The sequence below is a fragment of the Chryseobacterium sp. T16E-39 genome (assembly GCF_002216065.1).
GTDB lineage: Bacteria > Bacteroidota > Bacteroidia > Flavobacteriales > Weeksellaceae > Chryseobacterium.
Window position 1 is genome coordinate 3,410,964 of sequence record NZ_CP022282.1, and the last position, 22,140, is coordinate 3,433,103.

The window sequence follows — 22,140 nt, forward strand, 5'->3', positions numbered from 1 at the left end:
TTATAAATAGATATCCCCTTCGAGGATTTCATTATCAAAATCTTCTTTGAAGAAGAGTTCAATGTCGTCGAGATAGTTTTCATAGTCTATCTCTACATTTTCGATATCACTCCACTCAATAGTGTAGAGATCTGTATCGAAAATTATATCTGGATTGTGATTTGGTGTTTCCATGTTTGGTGTTTTATGGGTTGAACATATTTCTGGCTGTCCAGCATTAATTAATGGTGAATTCAATAGTTTTTAAAAGTTTTTAAAGATTGTCTTTTGTGTCTTGTTTTATATCTCAAAAGTAGGAACGAGGTGCGACAAAACTTGACGTATAAAAAAAATAACTCAAAAAAATGAGTTATTTTAGTTTTAGGAAAAATCGTTGATATCTATCTCATCCCCGATCAATAGGATGATATCCATTTCCGAAAGCATTGATTTAAGCTTCACACCACCAATATTCAGATCCGGGTTTGAAAGGATATGCCACCATACTTTTTGAATAAAATCTTCAAAATTCATTTCTGAAGTATAATGTTGGGTTTTGGTTTGTGCCGTTAATGCTAATAATTGCTTTGTAATATCCCGGCATTCATTCATTTTTCCTTCATGAGGCAGCAAAACGTTGAGTACACAATTTTGTGCATTATAAAGAAGGTTTGCTGCAATTTTCACTTGATTTTTCTTGCCATTAAATCCCCTTTCTTCACTGATCTTTCCTGCTAGTATATTAGCTCTAAAACCGGCTATTTCAGAAACCTCACTGATGTTATTATTGGAAAAGATTTCCTCTGCTGATTTTAACCATGAAAGTGTCTTTTCAACAAAAAAAGGATCTTTTTTTTCTAATGAAGAAACGATGCCCGGAAATTCCATCAGTTTTTCTTTTAGCTGGCTAACTAAAATAAATTGTGATTTTTTGACCATATTATTCAGGGATTAAAGTTTCTATAATATTTCCATTGATATCTTCATATCTTGACCATTCCATGCCTGCTTCGCTAACGCTCATTTTAGCATAAATCAAACACTTTACATCCAGCTCCATGAGTTTGCTGGCTTCTACTATAATTTCATAATCTTCAGTTTTTTCAATCACCTTTCTTGCTTCACCAATCACTCTTTTTGAAATGCTTTGCTGAAAAAATTCCGGGTTAGTCTGTTTCCATCTAAAATTGGGCAATGACTGACAGAATTCCCTCATGTATTGTGGAATAATTTCAAAATATTGTATTTGCGAATCTGTAATGGTAGTTGTATTCTCATCGCGGACTTTTTTAATAGCATCATTGTAGTAAACCTCCAGATCAATTATAAATGCCTTAAGACTTTGATCGCTTTTTATATCCGAAGGATCATAATCTGTCTTTGCTACTTTGATCATCTCATCGTACATAAAATCCCTAAAGATCATGGGCGTGGAGTTTCCTGCAGTAGCGAAGGGAATCGTTAAATCTACCGTTCCAACCTTCATTCGGGGAATAGAAAAATGTTTTAATAGATCATCCTGTGCATATTCTTTTGCAATCTGTACGGTTTGCATGTCAGCCATTTTTCTGGCAGAAGCGATTTCAGAGACGATACCTCCTAAGTATTCATTCAATTTTGGCATGATAAGTTTTTTTAATTATAAAAGTGTTAAAAATGGATGGCTGCCGAAGCAACCATCCGAATAATTAGGTTTAAGAGACTGGAGCAGCTTTAGCTACGATAGCATCTTCCAGCATATCCATAATTCTTGAAAGACCAGCAGGTAATTCATCATTTACAGCTTTCACATGTACCCCTAAAGTATATGTTTTTTCTGTTGTAGATGTACTTGAATTGGTTTTCTTATAAGAAGCCGAAGCATTAAACTTCACTTTCCAAACTTTTCCACTTATAGAAGCACTTCCAGCAAATTCACTTGTAATAGCCTGAGTTTCTACTGAATTTAATTTCGCATTAAAGTCAATAGTCATCTCGTCAATTCTCAAGGCTGGAATAGTAAGCATTGAAAGAAAAGGAACCTGTAATGTAACAGTAGATTCTGTAACCGTATCATTTTCGCCAGGAACTGATTTTTTATATTTAAAATCTACATATCTAAGCTCTCCTGGAGCTGTAGCATGATTGGCTGGGTTAAAGCCTACTTCCTTGATGAAATTTACTTGTGAAATCGAAGCGTCATGTTGAGCTTTAATAGCTGCCTGCATAGGCCCACCGATGTATACGCTGAAATCTAAACTGTTTAATTCTTGTACTAAATTTGCCATAATTTTTGAAATTTAAAGGTTATTAATAATTGGTTAATAATATATAGTTGTGCTAGCAGACTATTATTCAATAATTCAATAAGGGTACTATCTATCCTGTTCAGGTTTTTTAAACCTGAATATTTTAGAATGATTAAAATGATGTGGATATTTTAAGAGTGGGGCAAGGGTAGTTAGTTCTTGTTTCCCTGGTTGTTTTTGTTACTTCAAAGATAGTTTAACATGGCGCCAAAACTCGTCGTATTATAATTCTTCTGTAATTTTTATTGTCGTTAAATACTTTAAAAATAACTTTAATCATGAACAATACCTTATAAGCTTAAAAGCTTATTTCGGGCTAATATAAGCTTAAAAGCTTATATTTTGTTTCGGATGAGTTTTTGCACAATTTGGTTAAGTGTTTCTCTGTTATCGTCAATATAACTTAATCCAGCCTGTATCAGATTTTCAATATTGGATCTTCTTACATTATCCATAGCTGGAGATGCATTTTTAAGGGACGGATTAATACGGTAATAATTCTTTTGGTTTCTCAATCCTAACGTCTGAAACATTTGGCAAAGCTGATAATCAACAGTTTCTGCGTTGGCAGACATCAGGATGTCAATTATTGGGGTTACCCACCCAATTTTTCCGGCTTTTTCTAATTTTTTAAAAGAATAACTTCTTGACTCAATTCCAGTTCCTATGGATACCATGATCATATCATTTACCATTGGATGATTGGCTTTCTGGTGATTTTTCAATACTTCGGCGAAAGGTATTTTTCTTGCTTCAGCATAAGCACACAGTGCCGGATTATTCGCAAACATTCCACCATCAATAAGACTGAATAGCTGTCCATACATCGATTTGATCTGAACCGGACTGAAATAAGTAGGTGCTGCTGAGGTGGCCCGACAAACGTCTTTTACATAAAAATTATCGGTACTTAAGCTGGCTTCCCAGGAGTTGAAAAGTTTAGCTCTTCTGTTTTCTATATCGTAACTGGTAATAAGGCAGGGTTTTATAAGTTCTTTTAATTCAAGATGTCCAAAAAAGTCATTCAGGTTTTTTTCAAGAGCTTCCTGGGAGATTTTTTCATTAAGCAGTCCAAAAGGATTTACCAATTTCTCCCAAAATGACACCTGAAATATATCGCCACCTTTTTCAGCATATAATTCTAATCCTTTCTGGATAGAGTATTTTGCTTTTCGGTGTTCATCCGGGCATAGGATTATAGATGCAATAAGTCCTCCCGTGCTGCTTCCTGCTACCAAATCAAAATAATCTCCAAGCTTCGCTGTGGGCTTATCATAATATTGTAGCTGCTCTTCTATATAGCGTAAAATAATACAAGTTATAATACCTCGTATTCCGCCGCCGTCTAAAGAAAGAATGGTTGTCTTTTTCATGTGATAATATTAATTGTTAATAGGACACTTACAATCTTTAATAGCAAAACCCAATTGTCATTCTTTGGGATAAAACAATTTTTTTTATCATTCAAATTTCATTGTTTTTGTTGTTTTCTTGTAAAGCAAAGGTAGGGCGAGGTAGCGACAGAACTTGTCGTATTATAAATTGTTTTCAAAAAAAGGAGAATTAAATTACAATGTATCCGGCCTTATCTCTAGCCATTTTAAACAGCGTTCTCCAGCTCGTTTTAACCAGTCCTTTCTGGGTAAGCAAGCTCTTTTTTTCGAAGTGGGGAAGGTCTTTAAAGGTTTTCCAGTTTCCGCCCCAATCCCAGCCATATTTAGCGAAAATCTTTACACATTCATACCAATCAGCGACACCATCGTTATCCCAATCTTTTGCGGTATCCCAGCTTGCTACTTTGCCATCTATCATTAAACAGATATCAACGGCTAATCCATAATTGTGGATACTTTGACCAGCTTTTGCATTGGTTACTTTTTTTCCTGTAGTAAGCCTTCCAATGGCATATAACTTCTCTTGCTCTTCAAATGATCGTAAGCCTTGAGTGATTCTAACTTTGGCTCTTCCGGTAAGCGCTTCATCACAATCTTTAATAATTTGTTTTACTTCTTCTCTCACCAAAGGGTGAAGCTGTTCTATTCTTTGTAAAGTTACTTTATCCATAATCTCGAATGTTTAGTATTTTAGAAAACAAAAGTAGATGAGGGATACGCCAAAACTCGACGTGTTTCACTTAAAAATCCTGATTCTTTTAATTATGCTACTGCATTAATTAATGAGCTTTCATACGTATTGTATACTATTTCTCTTGTAAAACAGGAATTAGCGTAAAGATTACTTAATCAAATTAATATTTTTGGAAATACCAGTTAAACAAATTAATTCTTTTCAAGAAAAAGTATGCTTAATATTTTCAATGCCATCCACCGGGATATCAATTTAATGATCGATGAAAGCAAGATGAATACTGTAAAACCTTCTCTTGAAAGTATGATGGCCGTTTTTGCTAAAATAACAAAAGACGAACTTCCCAGAAATAGTATTCTTGTAAAGCCTGAAAGCGTAAGTGAGTATATTTATTTTATTGAAAAAGGGGCGGCAAGAGTTTTTTACTATAAAGACGAGAAAGATATAACAGATGGTTTTAAAGGGGAAAAAACACTTGTGGCTTCTGTATTTAGTTTTATACGTCAAAAGCCTGACAAAAGGGGAATTGAGCTTTTGGAGGATAGTGTTTTATGGAAAATGAACTATAAAGATCTGGAAGAGCTGACGGGTAAGTTTCCTGATCTCCAATATTTGTACAGAATGATCATGAGCAGCTTATTAATTACGACCCAAAACAGGCTTGACCGGATGCTTTTTCAAACTGCAGAGGAACGGTATTCTGATTTTGTAAAATCCCATCCAAGAGCGAATGAACTTTTAACACTGGGAATGATTGCATCGTTTTTGGGAATTACCCAAGAAACATTGAGCAGAATACGATCAAAAAATAGGTAGAACAGAATAGAAAGAAAATAGATTGTTATTTTCTTTCATATTTCCAATTTCTTGCTTTCCCTTCCGCAATCCATTCCAATGCCTGGTCCATTCTTTTATTTCTGGTAGCTTCAGTTTTCGCTTCAGCGATCCAAAGGCTATATTCTTTTCTAAAAGAGGGAGAAGATTTCTGGAAAACGTCAAGTGCTTTTTTATTGCTATAAAAGCCTTTTGAAAATCCTCAGGAACGGGTGTTTCTGTTTTGGAGACGGGAGCTTTTTTGATCTTGACGCCCATGTCAGTAAGATCCATGGCTTCTTTAATTGCTTTTTTCAGTTGTGCTTTTGATGGAAGATCTTCGATTTTTGTTATTTTGCCCAAACTGAACATTGAATTTTTCTCGATGTCTTCCGTAATCTGCTGCATGGTTTTCATTTCTTTTTCCAGCCAGAAACCAAAAGTGCAATGCTGTTTGAAGGAAGCCATCGCACATAGATTTTTTCCTTTGTACAGGAAGTGAGGAAAACTCCACTTCATGGTTTCTTCTGCATCGGGACAAAACTCATGAACGGTTTCACGAATGTAATGTAAAACAGGTTTTGCGAAATCCTGAGATTTTTCGATATATTCATCAATTTTACTGCTGTGTTTTTCCATGATCCTATTTGAATAAATTAACGGTTTCATTTACAAGGAATTTTACCTGATCAGGTCTTCCTCTGTCATTTTTAGGGGAGTTTTCATAGCTTCCTGTTCTTACAATAACCATATTATGATCAGGAACCATAATGATATACTGACCTTGAAGTCCGAGAAAATAATAATGTTTAACAGGATTGTCATGATTAATCCATAGCCCCATTCCATAAATCTTTGCTGACTTTTCTGTGGGGGTTCTCATTTGCTCGATAAAATCAGAATTAAGAACCTGGACTCCGTCCACTTTACCATCATCCAAGAACAGTTGCCCCAGTTTAGCAAAATCTCTGGAGTTGGAGTGTATGCAACAGTATGTTTTTTCCATTCCGCTTTCATCAACGCTCCATTCTGCATTTTGTTCCATGCCGAGGGGAATCCAGAATTTTTCAGATAAGTAACTTGCTAATGTCTGCCCAATCATTTCTCTTACGGCAAAACCGAGTAATTGTGTTGAGCCACTTTGATACTCAAATCTGGTTCCCGGTTCTGTTTTAAATCTTTTCGAAAAAGTTGCTTTAATTAAGCTTCTTCCATAATAAGCTTTAGCGTTAGGGCGGAAGGGGTTTTTATAATCCTCGTCCCAGTCTAAGCCGGCTTCCATTTGTGCCAGATTTTTTAAAGTAAGGAGATGTCCAAGTTCTCTTTCTTTAAATGCCTCAAAAATATCAGAAAATTTTCCATCTATTGATTTTATTTTACCCTCTTCCAAAGCTTTTCCCAAAAGCATTACAGTGACAGCTTTAGCCATGGAAAAAGAGTTGGTTTTAGATAGCTGATCATATCCGTTCCAATATTGTTCATGCATCAGCTTCCCATTTTTAATCACCAAAAAAGAGGCTGTATTTGAATGGGTGAGATCATCAACGATATTTTTAGGTAGTTCTATTTTATTGTATAAAGCATCTTCTTCCCAAAGCTTTGGAGATTCTGTAGAAATGATGTGACTGGGAAAGAGTTTGCCATCATCAATATTAGCGCTTGATTTGCCCTTCAAATAAGTTTTAGCAATCCCGCTGAATAAATAATCATATCCCAAAAAGTAGGAGAGTGCTACTGTGGCAGCTGCTCCGCCAATAAAATATTTTAGCATTTGTTTATATGTGTCTTAAACAAATTTAAAATAATTTGTTCCAAAATAATGAATTAAGATTTAGAAAATAAAAAAGCCTTGAAAAATCAAGGCTCTTATTCTATATTTTTGAAAGTAAATTTCTAAAGTTGGTTTTCTCATCAATAATCCTTCTCAATTCAGATACCGGAACTCTTTCCTGCTGCATGGTGTCCCTGTCTCTGATCGTTACCGTATGATCAGTAAGAGAATCGTGATCTATGGTAATACAGTAAGGTGTACCGATTGCATCCTGTCTTCTGTATCGTTTTCCGATGGCATCTTTCTCTTCGTAAAATAAATTGAAATCATACTTCAGGTCATTGAAGATATTTTCTGCATATTCCGCTAAACCATCTCTTTTCATTAAAGGAAGGATAGCAGCTTTAATTGGTGCCAAAGCTGGAGGTAAAGATAAAACTGTTCTTTCTGAACCGTCCTCCAATACTTCATCTCTTAAACAATGAGAGAAGATTGAAAGGAATAACCTGTCTAAACCTACAGAAGTTTCTACAACATAAGGAACGTAGTTTTCATTTCTTTCAGGATCGAAGAACTGAAGCTTTCTTCCTGAATGTTCTTCATGGGCTTTTAAGTCAAAATCAGTTCTTGAATGAATACCTTCCAATTCCTTGAAACCAAAAGGGAAATTAAATTCAATATCCGCTGCTGCATTTGCATAGTGCGCTAATTTTTCATGATCATGGAATCTGTAATTATCGTCTCCTAAACCTAAAGCTAGGTGCCAGTTAAGACGCTTTTGCTTCCATTGTTCGTAGAATTCCAATTCTGTTCCCGGAGCTACAAAGAATTGCATTTCCATTTGTTCGAACTCACGCATTCTGAAAATAAACTGTCTTGCAACAATCTCATTTCTGAATGCCTTTCCGATCTGTGCGATACCGAAAGGAAGTCTGTGACGGGATGTTTTTTGTACATTTAAGAAATTAACGAAGATTCCCTGAGCTGTTTCCGGTCTCAAATAAAGGTCCATTGCAGAATCTGCAGAAGCTCCCAATTTTGTTCCAAACATCAGGTTAAATTGTCTTACTTCCGTCCAGTTTTTAGAACCCGTATCCGGATCAGCAATTTCCAACTCCTCGATTAATGCTTTTACATCTGCAAGGTCTTCGTTTTCCAGAGATTTAGCAAGTCTTGAAAGAATAGCTTCTCTTTTTGCACGGTATTCAAGGATTTTAGGATTAGTCGCAACAAACTGATCTTTGTCGAAAGAATCTCCGAATCTTTTTGCAGCTTTTTCGATTTCCTTATTCTCTTTATCTTCAATTTTAGCACAATAATCTTCTACCAGAACATCTGCTCTGAAACGTTTTTTTGAATCTTTATTGTCGATCAAAGGGTCGTTGAATGCGTCCACGTGGCCCGAAGCTTTCCAAGTAGTAGGGTGCATCAGAATTGCTGAATCGATACCTACAATATTTTCGTTAAGCTGTACCATAGCTTTCCACCAATATTGCTTGATATTATTTTTTAATTCAGCACCGTTTTGTCCATAATCATAAACAGCTGATAAACCGTCATAGATCTCACTTGAAGGGAAAATAAAACCATATTCTTTCGCGTGAGAAATCACTTTCTTGAAAACATCTTCTTGCTTTGCCATAATTTTTTAATCGTCTAAAGTGCAAAAATAGTGAAAATGTAGGAAGAAGGATGCGAGAAGATGGAAGTTTTTATAATGCAGAAAATCAGGAGCCGGGAACCTGCTTTCCGCTATATCTTTTGCTGAGCAAAAGGATGCCGCTGCAATCAGGGCTAAAAATCAGTCGGAAATCTCTACTTTTGTCCCATGTTAGAAATTCTTTATCGCGACGAACATCTTATTGCTATCAATAAACCAAGCGGGTTATTGGTCCATAAGTCTTTTTATTCCGGAGAAGCAGATACTTATGCTATTCAGGAATTGAGAAAGCAGATTGGGCAATATGTTTATCCCGTACATCGCCTTGACCGAAAAACTTCGGGTGTTTTGCTGTTCACTTTAGATAAAGACATGTTGAAAATCATGAGTGAGCAGTTTGCCTCAAGACAGGTCGAAAAGAAATACATCGCGATTCTTCGCGGTTGGGCAAAAGAAGAGGAAACGATTGATTATGATTTAGTTAATGAAAATGAAGTGAAACAAAATGCAATTACGTATTATCATCGTTTACAGACTTCAGAAATAGAATTGCCTTTTTTAAAACATCAGACGTCAAGATATTGTTTAGTTGAAGCCATTCCTGAAACGGGAAGATTTCATCAGTTGAGAAAGCATTTTAAGCATATCTTGCATCCTATTTTAGGCTGCCGAAAGCATGGATGTAACAAACAGAACAAGTTGTGGCTTCAGACATTTGGCATCAACAAAATGACGCTTCATGCCCATCAATTGGTTTTTAATCATCCTGTTTCGAACGAAATAATTACAATAAATGCAACGATCGATGATGAATTCAAAAGAGTAGGAGCTATTTTGAATTTCGATTTGAGTTCATATTCCTAAGATGTTGGTATCCATTCTCCACTTTCAACTTTCCATTTTCAACTCTCCTCTAAAACCGCTATCTTTGTATTCCAAAAAAAGGCATGTACAAAACCCTGATCCGTCCCATTCTTTTTAAATTCGATCCTGAAGAAGTTCATTATTTTACTTTTTCAATGCTTAAAAATTTTCCCTTCCTGACAAAACTTTTTCTTCCGAAACCGGTTGTAGATAAAAGATTGGAAAGAGAAGTTTTTGGATTGAAATTTAAAAATCCGGTTGGGCTGGCAGCTGGTTTTGATAAAAATGCTGTGCTTTTTAATGAGCTTTCCGATCTTGGTTTCGGTTTTGTAGAAATTGGAACACTGACTCCCAAAGGGCAACCCGGAAATGACAAAAAAAGACTTTTCCGTCTTAAGGAAGATTCTGCCATCATCAACAGGATGGGTTTCAATAATGAAGGGGTAGACGCAGCGGTTGAAAGACTTAAGAAAAATAAAAATGTACTCATTGGTGGAAATATTGGAAAGAACAAAGTTACCCCCAATGAAGAAGCTGTAAATGACTATAAGATCTGTTTCGAGAAGCTTTTCCCTTACGTTGATTATTTTGTGGTGAATGTAAGTTCTCCCAATACTCCCAATCTTCGTGAGCTTCAGGATAAAGAACCTTTAACTCAGCTTTTAGGAACTTTACAAAAGATGAATACTGAAAAAGCCAGCCCGAAACCAATTCTGTTAAAAATAGCTCCGGATCTGTCTGATGATCAGTTGTTGGATATTATTGATATCGTTAAGGATACTAAAACTGCAGGCGTAATTGCTTCGAATACAACACTTTCAAGAGAAGGTTTGGTTTCAGAAAATCAGTCTGAAATGGGCGGACTTTCAGGAAAACCCTTAACTAAAAGATCTACAGAAGTAATTCGTTTTCTTTCTGAGAAAAGTGGAAGAGCTTTTCCGATTATCGGAGTGGGTGGAATTCATTCTGCAAAAGATGCGATTGAAAAACTGGATGCAGGAGCAAGTTTAATACAGCTTTATACCGGGTTTATTTATGAAGGTCCGGAATTGATCAATGAGATCAATAATGAACTTTTAAAAAGAGCTTCGAGACTCCCGAGATAATTATCGGATGATTTACACTCAGGTATAATTTGCCGGTTTTGTCATTGACTACATCGAATCTTCGATTTCCGTAAGATTCTAAACGAGATTTTAGATGCGGAAGTATTCGTGTCGGGATTCCTACGGAATGACAAATATGGTAGCCACCAATAGTTTGTAAACAGGCTGAATCCCTATTTAAAAAGTTACTTCGATTTTACAACTGATGCATTAGTGGTATCCACAACCAATTTATATGCAGGACTTGTCGTAGTTTTCTTTATGCTGAACTTTAAAATTTTCAGATCTTTACTTTTACTAACGCTGGTGTCATAAATATTGTTAATACAGCTTTCCGTTAAAAGTCTTCATGTCTTTTATAATTCCAGTCATGGGTAAAATACAAGACCCTATACCCTTTTTCGCCTTCACTGGCGCCGCACATCCCACAGGCATTAAAGTTTGAAGTATGCTCAAAATACAGCAAAACCCTGTTTCCTGACTTATCCGAACTGTAAGATAAGAGTTCATTTCCCCCATAACGATCAATAAAATCATAAGTGTTGATCTTCTTATTGTTAGGAAGTATCAGATAATTGTTGAATCTGTAAATCATGCTGTTTTTTGTGAATAGTTTTGCCGTTTGTTTTTTATTTCCTAAAACAAAATACCCTGAAATTTCGTGATTGGAACGGTCATCCGTAAAAATTAAAGTTTCTTTAGGGTTCTGCATTTTCGCAATACTATCTGTTTTTTCTATCAATTGTGGTGAGGTGATCTTTTCGCCTAATATTTTAGCGCTCTGTTTTTGTTTATTGCCAAAATTATAGAGATAAAGATTACCATGGTCGTAAATACCGGTTAAAGGAATTTTTTTCTGATACTTGTCGTAATAATACCAGCCATCTACAAAATGCTGATATTGGTTACAATCAACAATTCCTGTATATTTTAATTGCATCGTAAACGGAATTCCTGAAATTTCTCCCTTAAATATCTGGGATGAATCAGTCACCTCTTTTAATTCTACTTTTTGTGCGAACGAGAGGAACCCTATAGAATACAGGAGGAGGAAAAAAAGTTTTTTCATGATTGGTTTTTATGGTTAGTTTTAGTTTTTTGTTATATAAAGAAATGGGCTATCGTGTAAATAATTAATCCGACCAATCCGCCCACTAACGTACCATTTACGCGGATAAACTGAAGGTCTTTTCCTACTTCAAGTTCCATTTTTTCACTAAGTTCTTTACCTTTCCAGTTTCCAACCGTCGAACTGATGAGGTTTCCGAATTGATGCGTGTTTTTGAGAATATATTTATAAGCGGTAACCCGTACCCAATGATCTATTTTGTTTTGAAGTTTTTCGTCGGTTTTTAGATTTTGAGAAAATTCATTTAAATTCTGGGAAATATACTTTTTAAGGGAAGACTGATCTTCATGAAGTTCTTTCGTTAATGTGTTTTTAATTGAAATCCAGATGTCACTGGAATATTCATTTAATTTTTCATTTTTTAGAAGTCCGTCTTTTATATTTTTAAATTCGCCTTCCCACTTAGGATCTTCTTTTAAATCCTGAGAAAATTCGTAAATTTTCGTGGTAATTAATGAGCGGATCTCATGTTGAGGATCCTCTTCTATTTCCTTAAAGAAATCTGAAAGTCCGCTGGCAATTTTTTCTGCAATTTTATTGTCGACGAATGACGGAATAAAAGAATAACTGCCTTTTTTTACCCGTTCTTCGATCATCTCGTCATTTTCAATGATATATTCTTTGATCTGTTTTGAGAGGTTGGTGATAATCCTTTGATGATCATTTTTATCCAATAGATAATTGATCCCGTTTCCAATAATAATATTGAATTTGATATCATTCGTCATTTCCGATACTTTCTTGCTTATAAAACCGCTGACCGCAGAATCGTCCAGTTTATTGAGGATGTCCAGAACAATATCAGAAAGATTTTTAATGACAATATCCTGATTCTTTTCTTTAACTAGCCATTCCCCAACAAAGTTGGAGATTTTAAGCTTCTGGATATAGGGACGAATATTCTGAGATGAAAGAAAATTGGTCACAACGAAACTGCCAAGATTATCTCCAAGTCTTTCTTTGCTGTTTTCGATCAGATTGGTATGAGGAATAGGGAGTCCTAACGGATGACGAAACAAGGCGGTTACTGCAAACCAGTCAGCTAAAGCACCCACCATTGCGGCTTCGGAAAATGCGCGGACATACCCGATCCAATGAGAAGCATTTGTTTTCTGAAGAAATGTGGTAATGACAAAAATCACAGCCATCAACACAAATAATCCTGTTGCAAACGCTTTATATTTTCTTAATTGTTTTCTTTTAGCTTCATCATTCATATAGTCAAATTTAGTAAATTTGATTATGAAATTTTTAATTTCAATGATCTAATCGTTTTTCTGCAATTATGTTCGCAGAATCAACAACCTATCAAAATTACATTTATGGAAAACGAAGCAAAAAACAATCCATACTATTCAAGAACAGATACTACAAAACTGAATGTTTCCAATGAGGAGTGGAAGAAAATTCTGGCTCCGGATCTGTATGCGGTGTCAAGAGAAGCTGCAACAGAAAGGGCCTTCACGGGAAAATATAATGAATTTGATGAAATAGGGGACTATTATTGTTCCGTTTGCGGGAATCATTTGTTTCGTTCCACAACAAAGTTTGCGAGCAGTTGTGGTTGGCCAAGCTTTTTTGAAGCCGATAAAGAAGGGGTTTATTATAAAAGGGATACCGCTTACGGAATGGAAAGGGTGGAGGTTCTTTGTAAACGATGTGACTCTCATTTGGGGCATGTTTTTGATGATGGTCCAAAGCCTACAGGACTTCGTTATTGCATGAATTCAGTAAGCCTGGAATTTGTTCCGGATTCTAAACTTTAGATTTTCTATGGAAGGATTGAAATATCCTGATAACCGGCATTTAGTCTGGGAAGCTTTATCCGAATTATATCTGGATACAGAGCTTCAGGAGTCAGATTTTCAATATATGGCCCGCATCTTAGTTAAAAGTCCTTTTAGTTTTGAAGAAATAAAAAAGATAGATCAATATGAAGTTTTTCCTGTACTTTTTTCTAATCTTTTAATACCTGCGGGGGAATGGGGAGGATTCGATGAAAAAAAATTGGTCAAAAATATTATGAACTGGATGGAAACGAGAAGTCAGTTGGATATTTTTGCCATCAAATGTATTTATATTCTTTATGAATCTATAAATAGAGCATATTGGAAAAAACTGGAGGAAACCTATAATCAGATGGACACCCAGTAGATGTTTTAAATAGAGTAAAAACTCTCTAAAGCTTTAACCTGCTAGAGCTAAGAAATTTCTTAAAGAAAAGCGGCTGTTTACAGAATGAGAGGATAATACTAATTTTAAGTGATTTGAATCTCATGTAGGGAATGTTTTCCGCAATCATCAATGACCTGTAGAATCGAGGGATTTGATGAATTTTCTGGCCTTGAAATTCTTTCAATATTTCTTTAAAAATGTCGTTTAATTCACAGAATCAGGACGTTAAAGTTTCTTAAATAGCGTTAAACTTAGATTGATTTTAACCTCTGCGTAGCTATGTTTTTATAATTTTGCCCCACTAATTTATTTTTACATAGTTATTGAATGAAAGGATTATATAGCCTGTTAGGCTTTGCGTATATGGTTACGACTTCATTTTATATTTCCCCGGAGAAAGGAAATTTAAGAAGTGAAACCATAAGCACAGAAAAAATTGAAAGATTATCCGACACGAAATCTGAGAAGACAGTAAATACAGTATCTTCATCAGAAGCACTATATAAATCAATTGCATTTGAACCTGGACATGAGCTAAATGAAGAGGTGTTCTTTAAAGCCTTAACAGGATTCGAAAATTTAAAAAAAGCAGGATTGCTGAGTCAAGATTCGCATTTATTAACAGTTTGCGATTTTTCTATGTCTTCCAATACAAACAGGCTTTGGGTAATTGATACACAGGAAAAGAAAGTTTTATTTAATTCATTGGTTGCTCACGGGAAAAATACAGGAGAGGAATTTGCAACCAATTTCTCGAATACGGAAAGTTCACTTCAAAGCAGCATGGGATTTTATATTACAGACGCTACTTATAATGGAGACAACGGGTATTCTTTGAGATTATTGGGAATGGATAAAGGATTCAATGATGCGGCTTACAAAAGAGCGATTGTAATGCATGGAGCCAATTATGTAAGTGAAGAATTTGCAGCAATGCATAAAAGAATAGGACGAAGCTGGGGATGTCCGGCGATCCCTAAGGATCTTACAGCTCCCATCATTAATACCATAAAAGGAAGAAACTGTCTGTTCATTTATTATCCTGACCAGAATTATCTTTCTTCTTCAGAATGGTTAAAAGCTTAATATTGACCCCATTATAATTGTAGAGACGATTTATAAATAAAAGTAAAAATTTGTATGGAAAATAGAAGTGAGTCTGTTCCTGCCTTTAGATTATTGAGTAATCCTGATGGAACGAGCAGATTTGAAAAAGGTAGACTACCCACTTTAAAATCAATGAATACAACTACTTTTTGGATAAGTACAATTACAGAAGAATGGGAAAAAAATACACATCCGGCTCCAAGGAGACAGTATGTGGTAACAGTAAAAGGAAATATTTTATTTAAAGTTAGTGATGGTTCAACATTTCTAATTGAACCAGGAATAATTTTAATAGCAGAGGATACTGATGGTGTTGGACATAGTTGGGAAATAATAGAAGGAGATCAGTGGGAGAGACTTTATATTCCAATAGAAGAGGAAGCAGATGATTTTTTTATTCCTGAATATGAATAAAATGAGAAAGCAGTCAATTTTGACTGCTTTTTTTCTTTCCTTAACATTGTCATTCCGTAGGAATCTCAATGGTTTTATGAGCTGAATTCCTGCGGAATGAAAAACTTAGCTATAGAGATTGATATCTCTTAATCATTATTCTGGATCAGCTAAACTTTTTAAAGATCAATGTCGCATTATGCCCACCAAATCCAAACGCATTACTCAATGCATACGTGATATCCTTCTCCTTAGCTTCATTGAAAACGATATTAACATCTTTAGGAATATTCGGATCAATATTGTGTAAATTGATCGTTGGTGGAATAATTCCGTGTTGAATTGCTTTTATAGAAAGGATTGCCTCAGCTGCACCAGCTGCCCCTAATAAGTGTCCGGTCATGGATTTAGTTCCACTGATATCTAATTTTTTGCTTTCTTTAAAAAGACTGTTGATTGCTTTCAATTCAACGATGTCTCCCATAGGAGTTGAAGTAGCATGCGGATTAATATAATCGATGTCTTCTGTATTTACACCTGCTTCTTTAAGAGCGATTTGCATTGCTTTAATGGCACCAACACCATCTGGATGAGGCGCTGTCATATGATAAGCATCTGCCGTCATTGCGGCACCTACCAGTTCAGCATAAATAGTTGCTCCTCTGCTTACAGCGTGTTCATAATCTTCAAGAATCAAAGCACCTGCGCCTTCTCCGATCACAAATCCATCTCTGCTTTCGTCATATGGTCTACTTGCAGTGGTAAAATCATCATTTCTGGTAGACATTGCTTTCATACTGGAGAATCCTCCTACTGAAGCCGGAGTAATACCTGCTTCAGAACCACCGCTGATGATCACTTTAGCTTTACCCAAACGGATATAGTTAAACGCGTCCATCAAAGCTGTATTACCCGTTGCACACGCTGAAACTGTCGTATAGTTAATCCCCCGAAGTCCATATTTCATGGAAATCATTCCGGAAGCCATATTCGCAATAAATTTTGGAACAAAAAACGGATTGAACCGGGGAGTCCCGTCACCACCATAATATTCTGCTACTTCATTTTCAAAAGTTAACATTCCGCCTTGTCCTGTTCCCCATATAACCCCTGTATCAAAAGGATCCATATTTTCAAAGTCTAACCCCGAATCCTGGATCGCTTCAGCAGATGCATATAGTGCGTACTGTGTGAAAAGGTCGCTCCTTTTTATTTCATTATGAGTTAAATGTGTTTTAGGATCAAAATCCTTTACTTCACATGCAAAGTGAACTTTAAATTTCTCTGCATCGAAATGTTTGATCAAAGCTGCTCCGCTTACTCCATTAATACTGTTTTTCCAGAAATCTTCGACATTGTTTCCTAAGGGTGTAACTGCACCCATTCCTGTTATGACAACTCTTTTCATACCTAGTTATTGATTTTAAATAAATTAGAGGTTCCTCTGGCAATTAATCTTGTTTTATCTGCGTTCCATATTTCGCATTGGGCATTTACAAATTGCTTTCCTCTTTTAATGATTTTAGTTTCGGCTACAATATTATCATTTTCTTTCGCAGTTGAAAAATAATCGATGACATTATTTATGGTTGTTATGAAAGATTTTTCATTTAATGAAAACATAGTAGCCCCAATAATGTCGTCCACAATAGCTGCTGTTACTCCACCATGGAGATTGCCAATAGGATTCAGCCATTCGGGCCGGACGGTATACCGGAATTCGAGATTTCCCTCTTCTACAGAAACAACGATCGGATTCAGCCATTTCATAAAGGGTGAAGGGGACTGATCAAATTCTTTTCCAATAAACTGTTTTAACTGTTCTAATCGATCCATATTGTAATTCTTATTTTTCTAAAATCATAGTAACACCCTGTCCTCTGGCGGCACAAATAGAAATAAAGCCCTTTCCGCTTCCTTTTTCATTCAGAAGCTTAGCAAGGGTAGCTATAATTCTGCCACCTGTTGCCGCAAATGGATGAGCTGCAGCAAGGCTTCCACCTTTTACGTTTAATTTATTTCTGTCTATTTTTCCCAATGCTTTTTCGAGCCCGAATTTTTTAGCAAGATCATCATTTTCCCAGATCTTAATGGTGGCTAAAACCTGTGCAGCAAATGCTTCATGGATTTCATAATAGTCAAAATCCTCAATTTTCATTCCTGCTTTTTTCAGCATTCGGTCAGCTGCAAAAACAGGGGCAAGAAGTAGATTTTGTTTGTTTTCAACATACTCTATTCCAGCTATTTCTGAAAAAGTGATATAAGCCAGGATCGGGAGGTTATTTGCCTTAGCCCATTCTTCACTAGCTAATAGAATAGCAGAGGCTCCATCTGTAAATGGAGTAGAGTTTCCTGCGGTCAGCGTTCCGTTTTGTTTATCAAATGCTGGTTTTAGTTGAGCTAATTTTTCCAGACTAGTATCAAGGCGTAAATTATTGTCTTTCTCCAAACCAAATGCAGGTGTGATCATATCATTAAAGAATCCTTCTTCATAAGCCTTTGCCATATTTTTATGACTTTTAAAAGCTAGCTCATCCTGATCTTCACGAGGGATCTGATAATATTTCGCGGTAATTTCAGTATGCTCACCCATAACCAAACCAGTTTTAGGTTCTTGTCCTTTGTATGGAATAGGCATCCAGTCTTTCAAAGATGGACTTAAAAGATATTTTAATTTTCCAAAAGCTGATTTTTCTTTATTGGCTTTCAGAAGGGCTTTTCTCAATCTTGCAGAAGATTCAAAAGGAATATTGCTCATGGCTTCTACGCCACATGCAATCCCACTTTCTATTTGTCCCAGAGCGATTTTATTCCCAATATAGATAGCTGCTTCAATCCCGGTATCGCAGGCTTGTTGCAGGTCACATGCCGGAGTTGCAGGATCTAGAGAGGTATTCATTACCGTTTCTCTGATGAGGTTGCTTTCGGATATGTGCTTAATAACAGCACCACCCGCTACTTCCCCAAGAAGTTTTCCCTTTAGATGGTAACGATCTATTAATCCGTTTAAAGCAGAAACAAGCAAATCCTGATTTCCTGCATCTGTGTAAGCGGTATTCATTCTGGCAAAAGGAATTCTGTTGTATCCTACGATGGCCACTTTTTTTGTTTCCATATGATAAAATTTATGATGGAATAATGTTGAGTTCCTGATCAATGATTAAGAGTATTCTGTCCAAAGCAAGGTTCAGATAGCTTTCGTCACCTGTTGTTTTGGAAAGGAGAATTCCTCCTTCGGTAAGCATAATAAACAAGGAGGCTAATTCATGAGCATTGGCTTCTCTATTTAATTCTCCATTTTGCTGGCCTTCCGTAATTACTGTTGAAATCTTTTTGATCCAGCCTTCAAAAGAGATCGTTACTTGTTTTTGTAGTATTGGAAAAGTATCATCCGCTTCAGTGGCTGCATTCATCAAAGGGCATCCTCCATTCAGGAATACTGCTTTCCAGCTTTTACGGTAAAAATTGACAAAAGCTTTTAGTTTATCCAAAGCAGAAGGGAAGTTCTCTCCTAAAGATCTGGCCATGCTTTTACTCAATAACATGGAATTGTATTTATAAGCTTCAAGAGCCACTTCATCTTTGTTTTCAAAGTTACCGTAAATGCTTCCTTTTGTTAATCCTGTTGCTTCCGTAATGTCCGAAAGGGTTGTTGAGAGGTACCCTTTCTTATTAAATAAGGGGGCGGTGGTCTCAATGATAAACTGTTTGGTCTTTTCTGCTTTTGACATACTCGTGAAATTATATGCAAATATACGAAAATATACCAAATGGTATATTTAAGATAAAAGTTAAGTCCGGGCATGTTATGACCCAGACTTACTATAATTTATTTAAACAGAGCTTCTTTTATAGTAGCAGCTGCATGAGTTATTGACTGTTGGATGGCCGGAATATGAGCCAATGGATTCAGCATTCCGTAATCATGGATAAATCCTTTATAAACAGCAAGTGTTGTAGGAACACCAGCTTCGTCCAGTTTTCTTCCGTACGCCACTCCCTCATCATGAAGAATATCATTTTCAGCCACATGAAGCAATGCAGGAGGTAATCCTTTTAATTCTTCAAGAGAAGCCTGATATGGGGAAGCGTATTTTTCTTTTCTTTTTTCAAGATCTGTGGTATAATTATCCCACATCCATTTCATTAATGGAGCGGTCAGGAATCTTTCCTGTCCATATTTTTCATAAGATTCCCTGGAGAAATCAGAATCAGTAACAGGCCATAATAAGACTTGGTATTGAAGTTGAGGACCATTCTTATCTTTTGCCATCAATGAAACTACTGCAGCCATATTTCCACCTACGCTATTTCCGACAACGGCTAATTTTGAACCATTCACACCGATTTCTTTGCCATTTTCTGCTACCCACTTTGTAGCAGCGTATGCCTGATTAATCGCGGTAGGATACTGGGCTTCTGGTGATGGAGTATAGTCAGGAAATACTGCAACTGCGCAACTTTTTACAACTAAATCCCGTACGAGTCTTTTATGGGTAGGGAAATCCCCTAAAACCCATCCGCCGCCATGGAAAAACATAAAAACGGGAAGATTGTCTTCTGCTCCTTTAGGCTTTACAATGTGGATATTCAGTGAAATTCCATCTTGGGTGATCGTTCTTTCAGACTCTTCAATATCTGAATAATCAAAACTTACTGATTTTTGTGCTCCTACCAGAACCTGTCTTGCATCTTCGGGAGACATTTCTTCAATAGGCTTTCCGCCTCCACTGTTAAGATCTTTAAGGAATGCACGGATATCTTTTAAAATATGAGGATCGCTTTCAGCGGGTTGAATATTGTGTGACATAATAATTGGTTTTTAAGGTTGTTAATTGGTTATAATAGTAAGGTTGTTTTAAGCTAACGTTGCATTCAATGTAATTTCAAAGTTGAAAGCAGCACTTACAGGACATCCTTCTTCAGCTATTTTAGCATATTTTTGAAAATCCTCTTCTGAAAGGCCAGGAACTTTTGCTGTTAATGTCAATTCTGACTTTGTAATTTTTCCAATGCTTGGATCAAGAGTAATAACAGATGTTGTTTTTAGTTCTTCAGGGGTAAAACCAGCCTGAGATAATTCTGCACTCAGTTTCATGGTAAAACACCCCGCGTGAGCAGCAGCTAAAAGTTCCTCAGGGTTTGTTCCGACTCCGTCAGCAAATCTGCTGTTGAAAGAATACTGAGTTTCATTTAATGTTGTGCTTTGAGTTGTTAAACTTCCTTTTCCTTCTTTGATGTTACCGTTCCAAACGGCTGTTGCGTTACGTTTCATAATGTTTTGTTGTTTATTTAATATTTAATTGATTTTTGATATGACAAAGGTATGTTGTATCGTGGTTGATTTCAATAGATAAAAAGAGCTAAATATTGTACTTTTTTCCCTGCGTGTATTTTTCTTGGAAAATATCGAATCCAAAATTTTTGCATCAGGTCTTCAAAAATAAAACTTTGTGATAGCATCAATATACTTTAATTATAAAGGTACAAAAATCAATGATGGTGCTCCTATTAATTCTTCATATCATATATGTAACAATAAAAATGTATATATTTCCGATAATTCTATTATCAATATTTACATTTGAATTATAATTTCTGCTAAAAACAATATGAGTAGCTTAGAAAATATTTTGAGAGAAATAACCCCTTTGTCGCCAGAGGATAGTTTTCTTGTATTTGACCGGATCAAAACATCCTTTGATTTCCCTTATCATTATCACCCGGAAATAGAAATTAATTTTATTTATAAAGGAAAAGGGTACCGCAGGATGGTGGGGGATCATACAGGAGAAATCGGTGATATAGAATTGGTGCTGGTTGGACCTAATCTTCCACACTGCTGGGCGAACTACAGATGTAAGAATAAGAAAACCTATGAGATCGTAGTTCAATTCAATCAGGATTTTTTTAATCAGTCCATGATGCAGAAAAATATCCTGAAACCAATCAATAACCTGATCAAGGATTCTATCAGAGGAATCATGTTCTCAAAAGAAACTGCTGAAAAGCTGAAAGAATCATTTCTTAATTTATCAAAGATGAGTAGTTTTGAATCTTTCATAGAGATCATGAAGATCCTTAATGAATTGGCAACAGCAGAGAACAAAACGCTTTTATCTTCTTACAGCATCGAGCTTGAAACATTTGTGGACAGTGATAAAATGAAAATCATTCATGATTTTGTCCATAAAAATTTTGAAAATAAAATCACCTTAGAAGGAGCAGCCTCATTAGTCAATATGAGTAATGTAACATTCAACAGATTCATAAAGAAAAGAACGGGTAAAACCTTCGTCAATTACCTTAATGAAATAAGAATAAGTTATGCTGCACGATGGCTAATGGAAAAAAATCTTACCATTTCTGAGATTGCTTTTGAAGCAGGCTTTAATAATATCGCGAATTTTAATAAGGTTTTCAAATCTATTAAAAAAACAACCCCTACAGAATTCAGGGAGCAGTTCAAAGGTGTAAAGAAAATAGAATGATATTTTTGTTTTAAATGACTTTTACAATCTAGAGTCCGGATTTTGGTGTCCGGATTTTCTTTTTTGAACCCCAAATCAATAGAAATTGTGAAAAAAATTAAGCATAAGTCACTATTTGGCTATAAAAAACATCACAAATAACTCATGTTTCAAATTGTAAATAGTGCTGTAAAATACTAGATTTCAGGGGTTAAAAAGGCTGTCTGGAAAACGTCAGAAAAAATAATATCGTTTTATGACAAAATAGTATTATATCTGATTGTGCACAAAAATTAG

24 protein-coding genes and 2 pseudogenes are annotated in these 22,140 nt (G+C 35.7%); 8 read left to right on the forward strand and 18 right to left on the reverse strand.

The genetic code is table 11. From position 1 onward, the window contains the following. The 6 genes from CEY12_RS15475 to CEY12_RS15500 all read right to left on the reverse strand — a co-directional run bounded on the left by CEY12_RS15475 (position 1) and on the right by CEY12_RS15500 (position 4,331). Positions 1-174, reverse strand: a complete 174-nt coding sequence (locus CEY12_RS15475; protein WP_157676838.1) for a hypothetical protein — start codon at positions 172-174, stop codon at positions 1-3. 186 nt (positions 175-360) lie between these two features. After that, complete coding sequence (locus CEY12_RS15480) at positions 361-918, reverse strand: hypothetical protein (protein ID WP_089028545.1); 558 nt, start codon at positions 916-918, stop codon at positions 361-363. Between the two features lies 1 nt (position 919). Beyond that, a complete protein-coding gene (locus CEY12_RS15485) occupies positions 920-1,603 on the reverse strand; it encodes a hypothetical protein (protein WP_089028546.1) in 684 nt (227 codons plus the stop codon). Positions 1,604-1,673: 70 nt separating this feature from the next. Beyond that, on the reverse strand, positions 1,674-2,246 hold the full coding sequence (locus CEY12_RS15490) for a DUF2589 domain-containing protein (RefSeq protein WP_089028547.1): 573 nt from the start codon (positions 2,244-2,246) through the stop codon (positions 1,674-1,676). Between the two features lie 356 nt (positions 2,247-2,602). Then, positions 2,603-3,640, reverse strand: a complete 1,038-nt coding sequence (locus CEY12_RS15495; RefSeq protein WP_089028548.1) for a patatin-like phospholipase family protein — start codon at positions 3,638-3,640, stop codon at positions 2,603-2,605. Between the two features lie 190 nt (positions 3,641-3,830). Then, on the reverse strand, positions 3,831-4,331 hold the full coding sequence (locus tag CEY12_RS15500) for a M15 family metallopeptidase (RefSeq protein WP_089028549.1): 501 nt from the start codon (positions 4,329-4,331) through the stop codon (positions 3,831-3,833). A gap of 237 nt (positions 4,332-4,568) precedes the next feature. On the opposite strand from CEY12_RS15500, the gene CEY12_RS15505 reads away from it, so the two are divergent. After that, the gene (locus CEY12_RS15505; protein ID WP_089028550.1) at positions 4,569-5,171 is read left to right on the forward strand and encodes a Crp/Fnr family transcriptional regulator; all 603 of its coding nucleotides are present in this window, start codon (positions 4,569-4,571) and stop codon (positions 5,169-5,171) included. A gap of 25 nt (positions 5,172-5,196) precedes the next feature. Here the strand turns inward: CEY12_RS15505 and CEY12_RS22655 are convergent. The 4 genes and pseudogenes from CEY12_RS22655 to CEY12_RS15520 form a co-directional block, all read right to left on the reverse strand. Next, a pseudogene (locus CEY12_RS22655) lies at positions 5,197-5,310 on the reverse strand (YdeI/OmpD-associated family protein); the annotation flags it as partial. A gap of 200 nt (positions 5,311-5,510) precedes the next feature. Further along, positions 5,511-5,837, reverse strand: a pseudogene (locus CEY12_RS22660) (DUF1801 domain-containing protein); the annotation flags it as partial. Next, positions 5,812-6,939 carry a serine hydrolase domain-containing protein gene (locus tag CEY12_RS15515; RefSeq protein ID WP_089028551.1) on the reverse strand — a complete coding sequence of 376 codons (1,128 nt, stop codon included), beginning with the start codon at positions 6,937-6,939 and terminating at the stop codon, positions 5,812-5,814. The pseudogene CEY12_RS22660 and the gene CEY12_RS15515, both read right to left, overlap by 26 nt. A 100-nt stretch (positions 6,940-7,039) precedes the next feature. After that, positions 7,040-8,581: a glycine--tRNA ligase gene (locus CEY12_RS15520; protein ID WP_089028552.1), complete on the reverse strand. Its 1,542-nt coding sequence runs from the start codon at positions 8,579-8,581 to the stop codon at positions 7,040-7,042. Between the two features lie 186 nt (positions 8,582-8,767). Between CEY12_RS15520 and CEY12_RS15525 the strand changes: the two genes are divergently transcribed. Then, the gene (locus tag CEY12_RS15525) at positions 8,768-9,463 is read left to right on the forward strand and encodes a pseudouridine synthase (RefSeq protein WP_089028553.1); all 696 of its coding nucleotides are present in this window, start codon (positions 8,768-8,770) and stop codon (positions 9,461-9,463) included. Between the two features lie 83 nt (positions 9,464-9,546). Further along, complete coding sequence (locus CEY12_RS15530) at positions 9,547-10,569, forward strand: quinone-dependent dihydroorotate dehydrogenase (protein ID WP_089028554.1); 1,023 nt, start codon at positions 9,547-9,549, stop codon at positions 10,567-10,569. Positions 10,570-10,906: 337 nt separating this feature from the next. On the opposite strand, the gene CEY12_RS15535 is transcribed toward CEY12_RS15530, so the two are convergent. Continuing rightward, positions 10,907-11,638, reverse strand: coding sequence for a hypothetical protein (locus CEY12_RS15535; RefSeq protein ID WP_157676839.1), 732 nt, complete (start codon positions 11,636-11,638; stop codon positions 10,907-10,909). Positions 11,639-11,670: 32 nt separating this feature from the next. Then, the gene (locus tag CEY12_RS15540) at positions 11,671-12,915 is read right to left on the reverse strand and encodes a DUF445 domain-containing protein (protein ID WP_089028556.1); all 1,245 of its coding nucleotides are present in this window, start codon (positions 12,913-12,915) and stop codon (positions 11,671-11,673) included. 105 nt (positions 12,916-13,020) lie between these two features. Here CEY12_RS15540 and msrB point away from each other — a divergent pair, with 105 nt between their 5' ends. The 4 genes from msrB to CEY12_RS15560 all read left to right on the forward strand — a co-directional run bounded on the left by msrB (position 13,021) and on the right by CEY12_RS15560 (position 15,394). Continuing rightward, entirely contained in the window at positions 13,021-13,464 is a 444-nt protein-coding gene (gene msrB, locus CEY12_RS15545; RefSeq protein ID WP_089028557.1) for a peptide-methionine (R)-S-oxide reductase MsrB, read from the forward strand. A 7-nt stretch (positions 13,465-13,471) separates the two neighbouring features. Then, a complete protein-coding gene (locus CEY12_RS15550) occupies positions 13,472-13,852 on the forward strand; it encodes a hypothetical protein (RefSeq protein ID WP_089028558.1) in 381 nt (126 codons plus the stop codon). 348 nt (positions 13,853-14,200) lie between these two features. Continuing rightward, a complete protein-coding gene (locus CEY12_RS15555; protein ID WP_089028559.1) occupies positions 14,201-14,959 on the forward strand; it encodes a murein L,D-transpeptidase catalytic domain family protein in 759 nt (252 codons plus the stop codon). Positions 14,960-15,013: 54 nt separating this feature from the next. After that, complete coding sequence (locus CEY12_RS15560) at positions 15,014-15,394, forward strand: hypothetical protein (RefSeq protein ID WP_089028560.1); 381 nt, start codon at positions 15,014-15,016, stop codon at positions 15,392-15,394. A 145-nt stretch (positions 15,395-15,539) separates the two neighbouring features. On the opposite strand, the gene fabF is transcribed toward CEY12_RS15560, so the two are convergent. The 6 genes from fabF to CEY12_RS15590 all read right to left on the reverse strand — a co-directional run bounded on the left by fabF (position 15,540) and on the right by CEY12_RS15590 (position 20,648). Next, positions 15,540-16,781, reverse strand: coding sequence for a beta-ketoacyl-ACP synthase II (gene fabF / locus CEY12_RS15565; RefSeq protein WP_089028561.1), 1,242 nt, complete (start codon positions 16,779-16,781; stop codon positions 15,540-15,542). 2 nt (positions 16,782-16,783) lie between these two features. Next, a complete protein-coding gene (locus CEY12_RS15570) occupies positions 16,784-17,209 on the reverse strand; it encodes a PaaI family thioesterase (protein ID WP_089028562.1) in 426 nt (141 codons plus the stop codon). Between the two features lie 10 nt (positions 17,210-17,219). Further along, a complete protein-coding gene (locus tag CEY12_RS15575) occupies positions 17,220-18,488 on the reverse strand; it encodes an acetyl-CoA C-acetyltransferase (RefSeq protein WP_089028563.1) in 1,269 nt (422 codons plus the stop codon). A 10-nt stretch (positions 18,489-18,498) separates the two neighbouring features. After that, on the reverse strand, positions 18,499-19,104 hold the full coding sequence (locus tag CEY12_RS15580) for a TetR/AcrR family transcriptional regulator (protein WP_089028564.1): 606 nt from the start codon (positions 19,102-19,104) through the stop codon (positions 18,499-18,501). A 98-nt stretch (positions 19,105-19,202) separates the two neighbouring features. Continuing rightward, positions 19,203-20,183, reverse strand: coding sequence for an alpha/beta hydrolase (locus CEY12_RS15585; RefSeq protein WP_089028565.1), 981 nt, complete (start codon positions 20,181-20,183; stop codon positions 19,203-19,205). Positions 20,184-20,231: 48 nt separating this feature from the next. Continuing rightward, a complete protein-coding gene (locus tag CEY12_RS15590; RefSeq protein ID WP_089028566.1) occupies positions 20,232-20,648 on the reverse strand; it encodes an OsmC family protein in 417 nt (138 codons plus the stop codon). A gap of 337 nt (positions 20,649-20,985) precedes the next feature. Between CEY12_RS15590 and CEY12_RS15595 the strand changes: the two genes are divergently transcribed. After that, on the forward strand, positions 20,986-21,864 hold the full coding sequence (locus tag CEY12_RS15595; RefSeq protein WP_089028567.1) for an AraC family transcriptional regulator: 879 nt from the start codon (positions 20,986-20,988) through the stop codon (positions 21,862-21,864). The last annotated feature ends 276 nt before the right edge of the window (positions 21,865-22,140 follow it).

Excerpts from the sequence above, each read along its gene's own strand:
- CEY12_RS15475 (WP_157676838.1), bottom strand. The coding sequence starts at position 174 with ATGGAAACACCAAATCACAATCCAGATATAATTTTCGATACAGATCTC.
- CEY12_RS15480 (WP_089028545.1), bottom strand. The coding sequence starts at position 918 with ATGGTCAAAAAATCACAATTTATTTTAGTTAGCCAGCTAAAAGAAAAA.
- CEY12_RS15485 (WP_089028546.1), bottom strand. The coding sequence starts at position 1,603 with ATGCCAAAATTGAATGAATACTTAGGAGGTATCGTCTCTGAAATCGCT.
- CEY12_RS15490 (WP_089028547.1), bottom strand. The coding sequence starts at position 2,246 with ATGGCAAATTTAGTACAAGAATTAAACAGTTTAGATTTCAGCGTATAC.
- CEY12_RS15495 (WP_089028548.1), bottom strand. The coding sequence starts at position 3,640 with ATGAAAAAGACAACCATTCTTTCTTTAGACGGCGGCGGAATACGAGGT.
- CEY12_RS15500 (WP_089028549.1), bottom strand. The coding sequence starts at position 4,331 with ATGGATAAAGTAACTTTACAAAGAATAGAACAGCTTCACCCTTTGGTG.
- CEY12_RS15505 (WP_089028550.1), top strand. The coding sequence starts at position 4,569 with ATGCTTAATATTTTCAATGCCATCCACCGGGATATCAATTTAATGATC.
- CEY12_RS15515 (WP_089028551.1), bottom strand. The coding sequence starts at position 6,939 with ATGCTAAAATATTTTATTGGCGGAGCAGCTGCCACAGTAGCACTCTCC.
- CEY12_RS15520 (WP_089028552.1), bottom strand. The coding sequence starts at position 8,581 with ATGGCAAAGCAAGAAGATGTTTTCAAGAAAGTGATTTCTCACGCGAAA.
- CEY12_RS15525 (WP_089028553.1), top strand. The coding sequence starts at position 8,768 with ATGTTAGAAATTCTTTATCGCGACGAACATCTTATTGCTATCAATAAA.
- CEY12_RS15530 (WP_089028554.1), top strand. The coding sequence starts at position 9,547 with ATGTACAAAACCCTGATCCGTCCCATTCTTTTTAAATTCGATCCTGAA.
- CEY12_RS15535 (WP_157676839.1), bottom strand. The coding sequence starts at position 11,638 with ATGAAAAAACTTTTTTTCCTCCTCCTGTATTCTATAGGGTTCCTCTCG.
- CEY12_RS15540 (WP_089028556.1), bottom strand. The coding sequence starts at position 12,915 with ATGAATGATGAAGCTAAAAGAAAACAATTAAGAAAATATAAAGCGTTT.
- msrB (WP_089028557.1), top strand. The coding sequence starts at position 13,021 with ATGGAAAACGAAGCAAAAAACAATCCATACTATTCAAGAACAGATACT.
- CEY12_RS15550 (WP_089028558.1), top strand. The coding sequence starts at position 13,472 with ATGGAAGGATTGAAATATCCTGATAACCGGCATTTAGTCTGGGAAGCT.
- CEY12_RS15555 (WP_089028559.1), top strand. The coding sequence starts at position 14,201 with ATGAAAGGATTATATAGCCTGTTAGGCTTTGCGTATATGGTTACGACT.
- CEY12_RS15560 (WP_089028560.1), top strand. The coding sequence starts at position 15,014 with ATGGAAAATAGAAGTGAGTCTGTTCCTGCCTTTAGATTATTGAGTAAT.
- fabF (WP_089028561.1), bottom strand. The coding sequence starts at position 16,781 with ATGAAAAGAGTTGTCATAACAGGAATGGGTGCAGTTACACCCTTAGGA.
- CEY12_RS15570 (WP_089028562.1), bottom strand. The coding sequence starts at position 17,209 with ATGGATCGATTAGAACAGTTAAAACAGTTTATTGGAAAAGAATTTGAT.
- CEY12_RS15575 (WP_089028563.1), bottom strand. The coding sequence starts at position 18,488 with ATGGAAACAAAAAAAGTGGCCATCGTAGGATACAACAGAATTCCTTTT.
- CEY12_RS15580 (WP_089028564.1), bottom strand. The coding sequence starts at position 19,104 with ATGTCAAAAGCAGAAAAGACCAAACAGTTTATCATTGAGACCACCGCC.
- CEY12_RS15585 (WP_089028565.1), bottom strand. The coding sequence starts at position 20,183 with ATGTCACACAATATTCAACCCGCTGAAAGCGATCCTCATATTTTAAAA.
- CEY12_RS15590 (WP_089028566.1), bottom strand. The coding sequence starts at position 20,648 with ATGAAACGTAACGCAACAGCCGTTTGGAACGGTAACATCAAAGAAGGA.
- CEY12_RS15595 (WP_089028567.1), top strand. The coding sequence starts at position 20,986 with ATGAGTAGCTTAGAAAATATTTTGAGAGAAATAACCCCTTTGTCGCCA.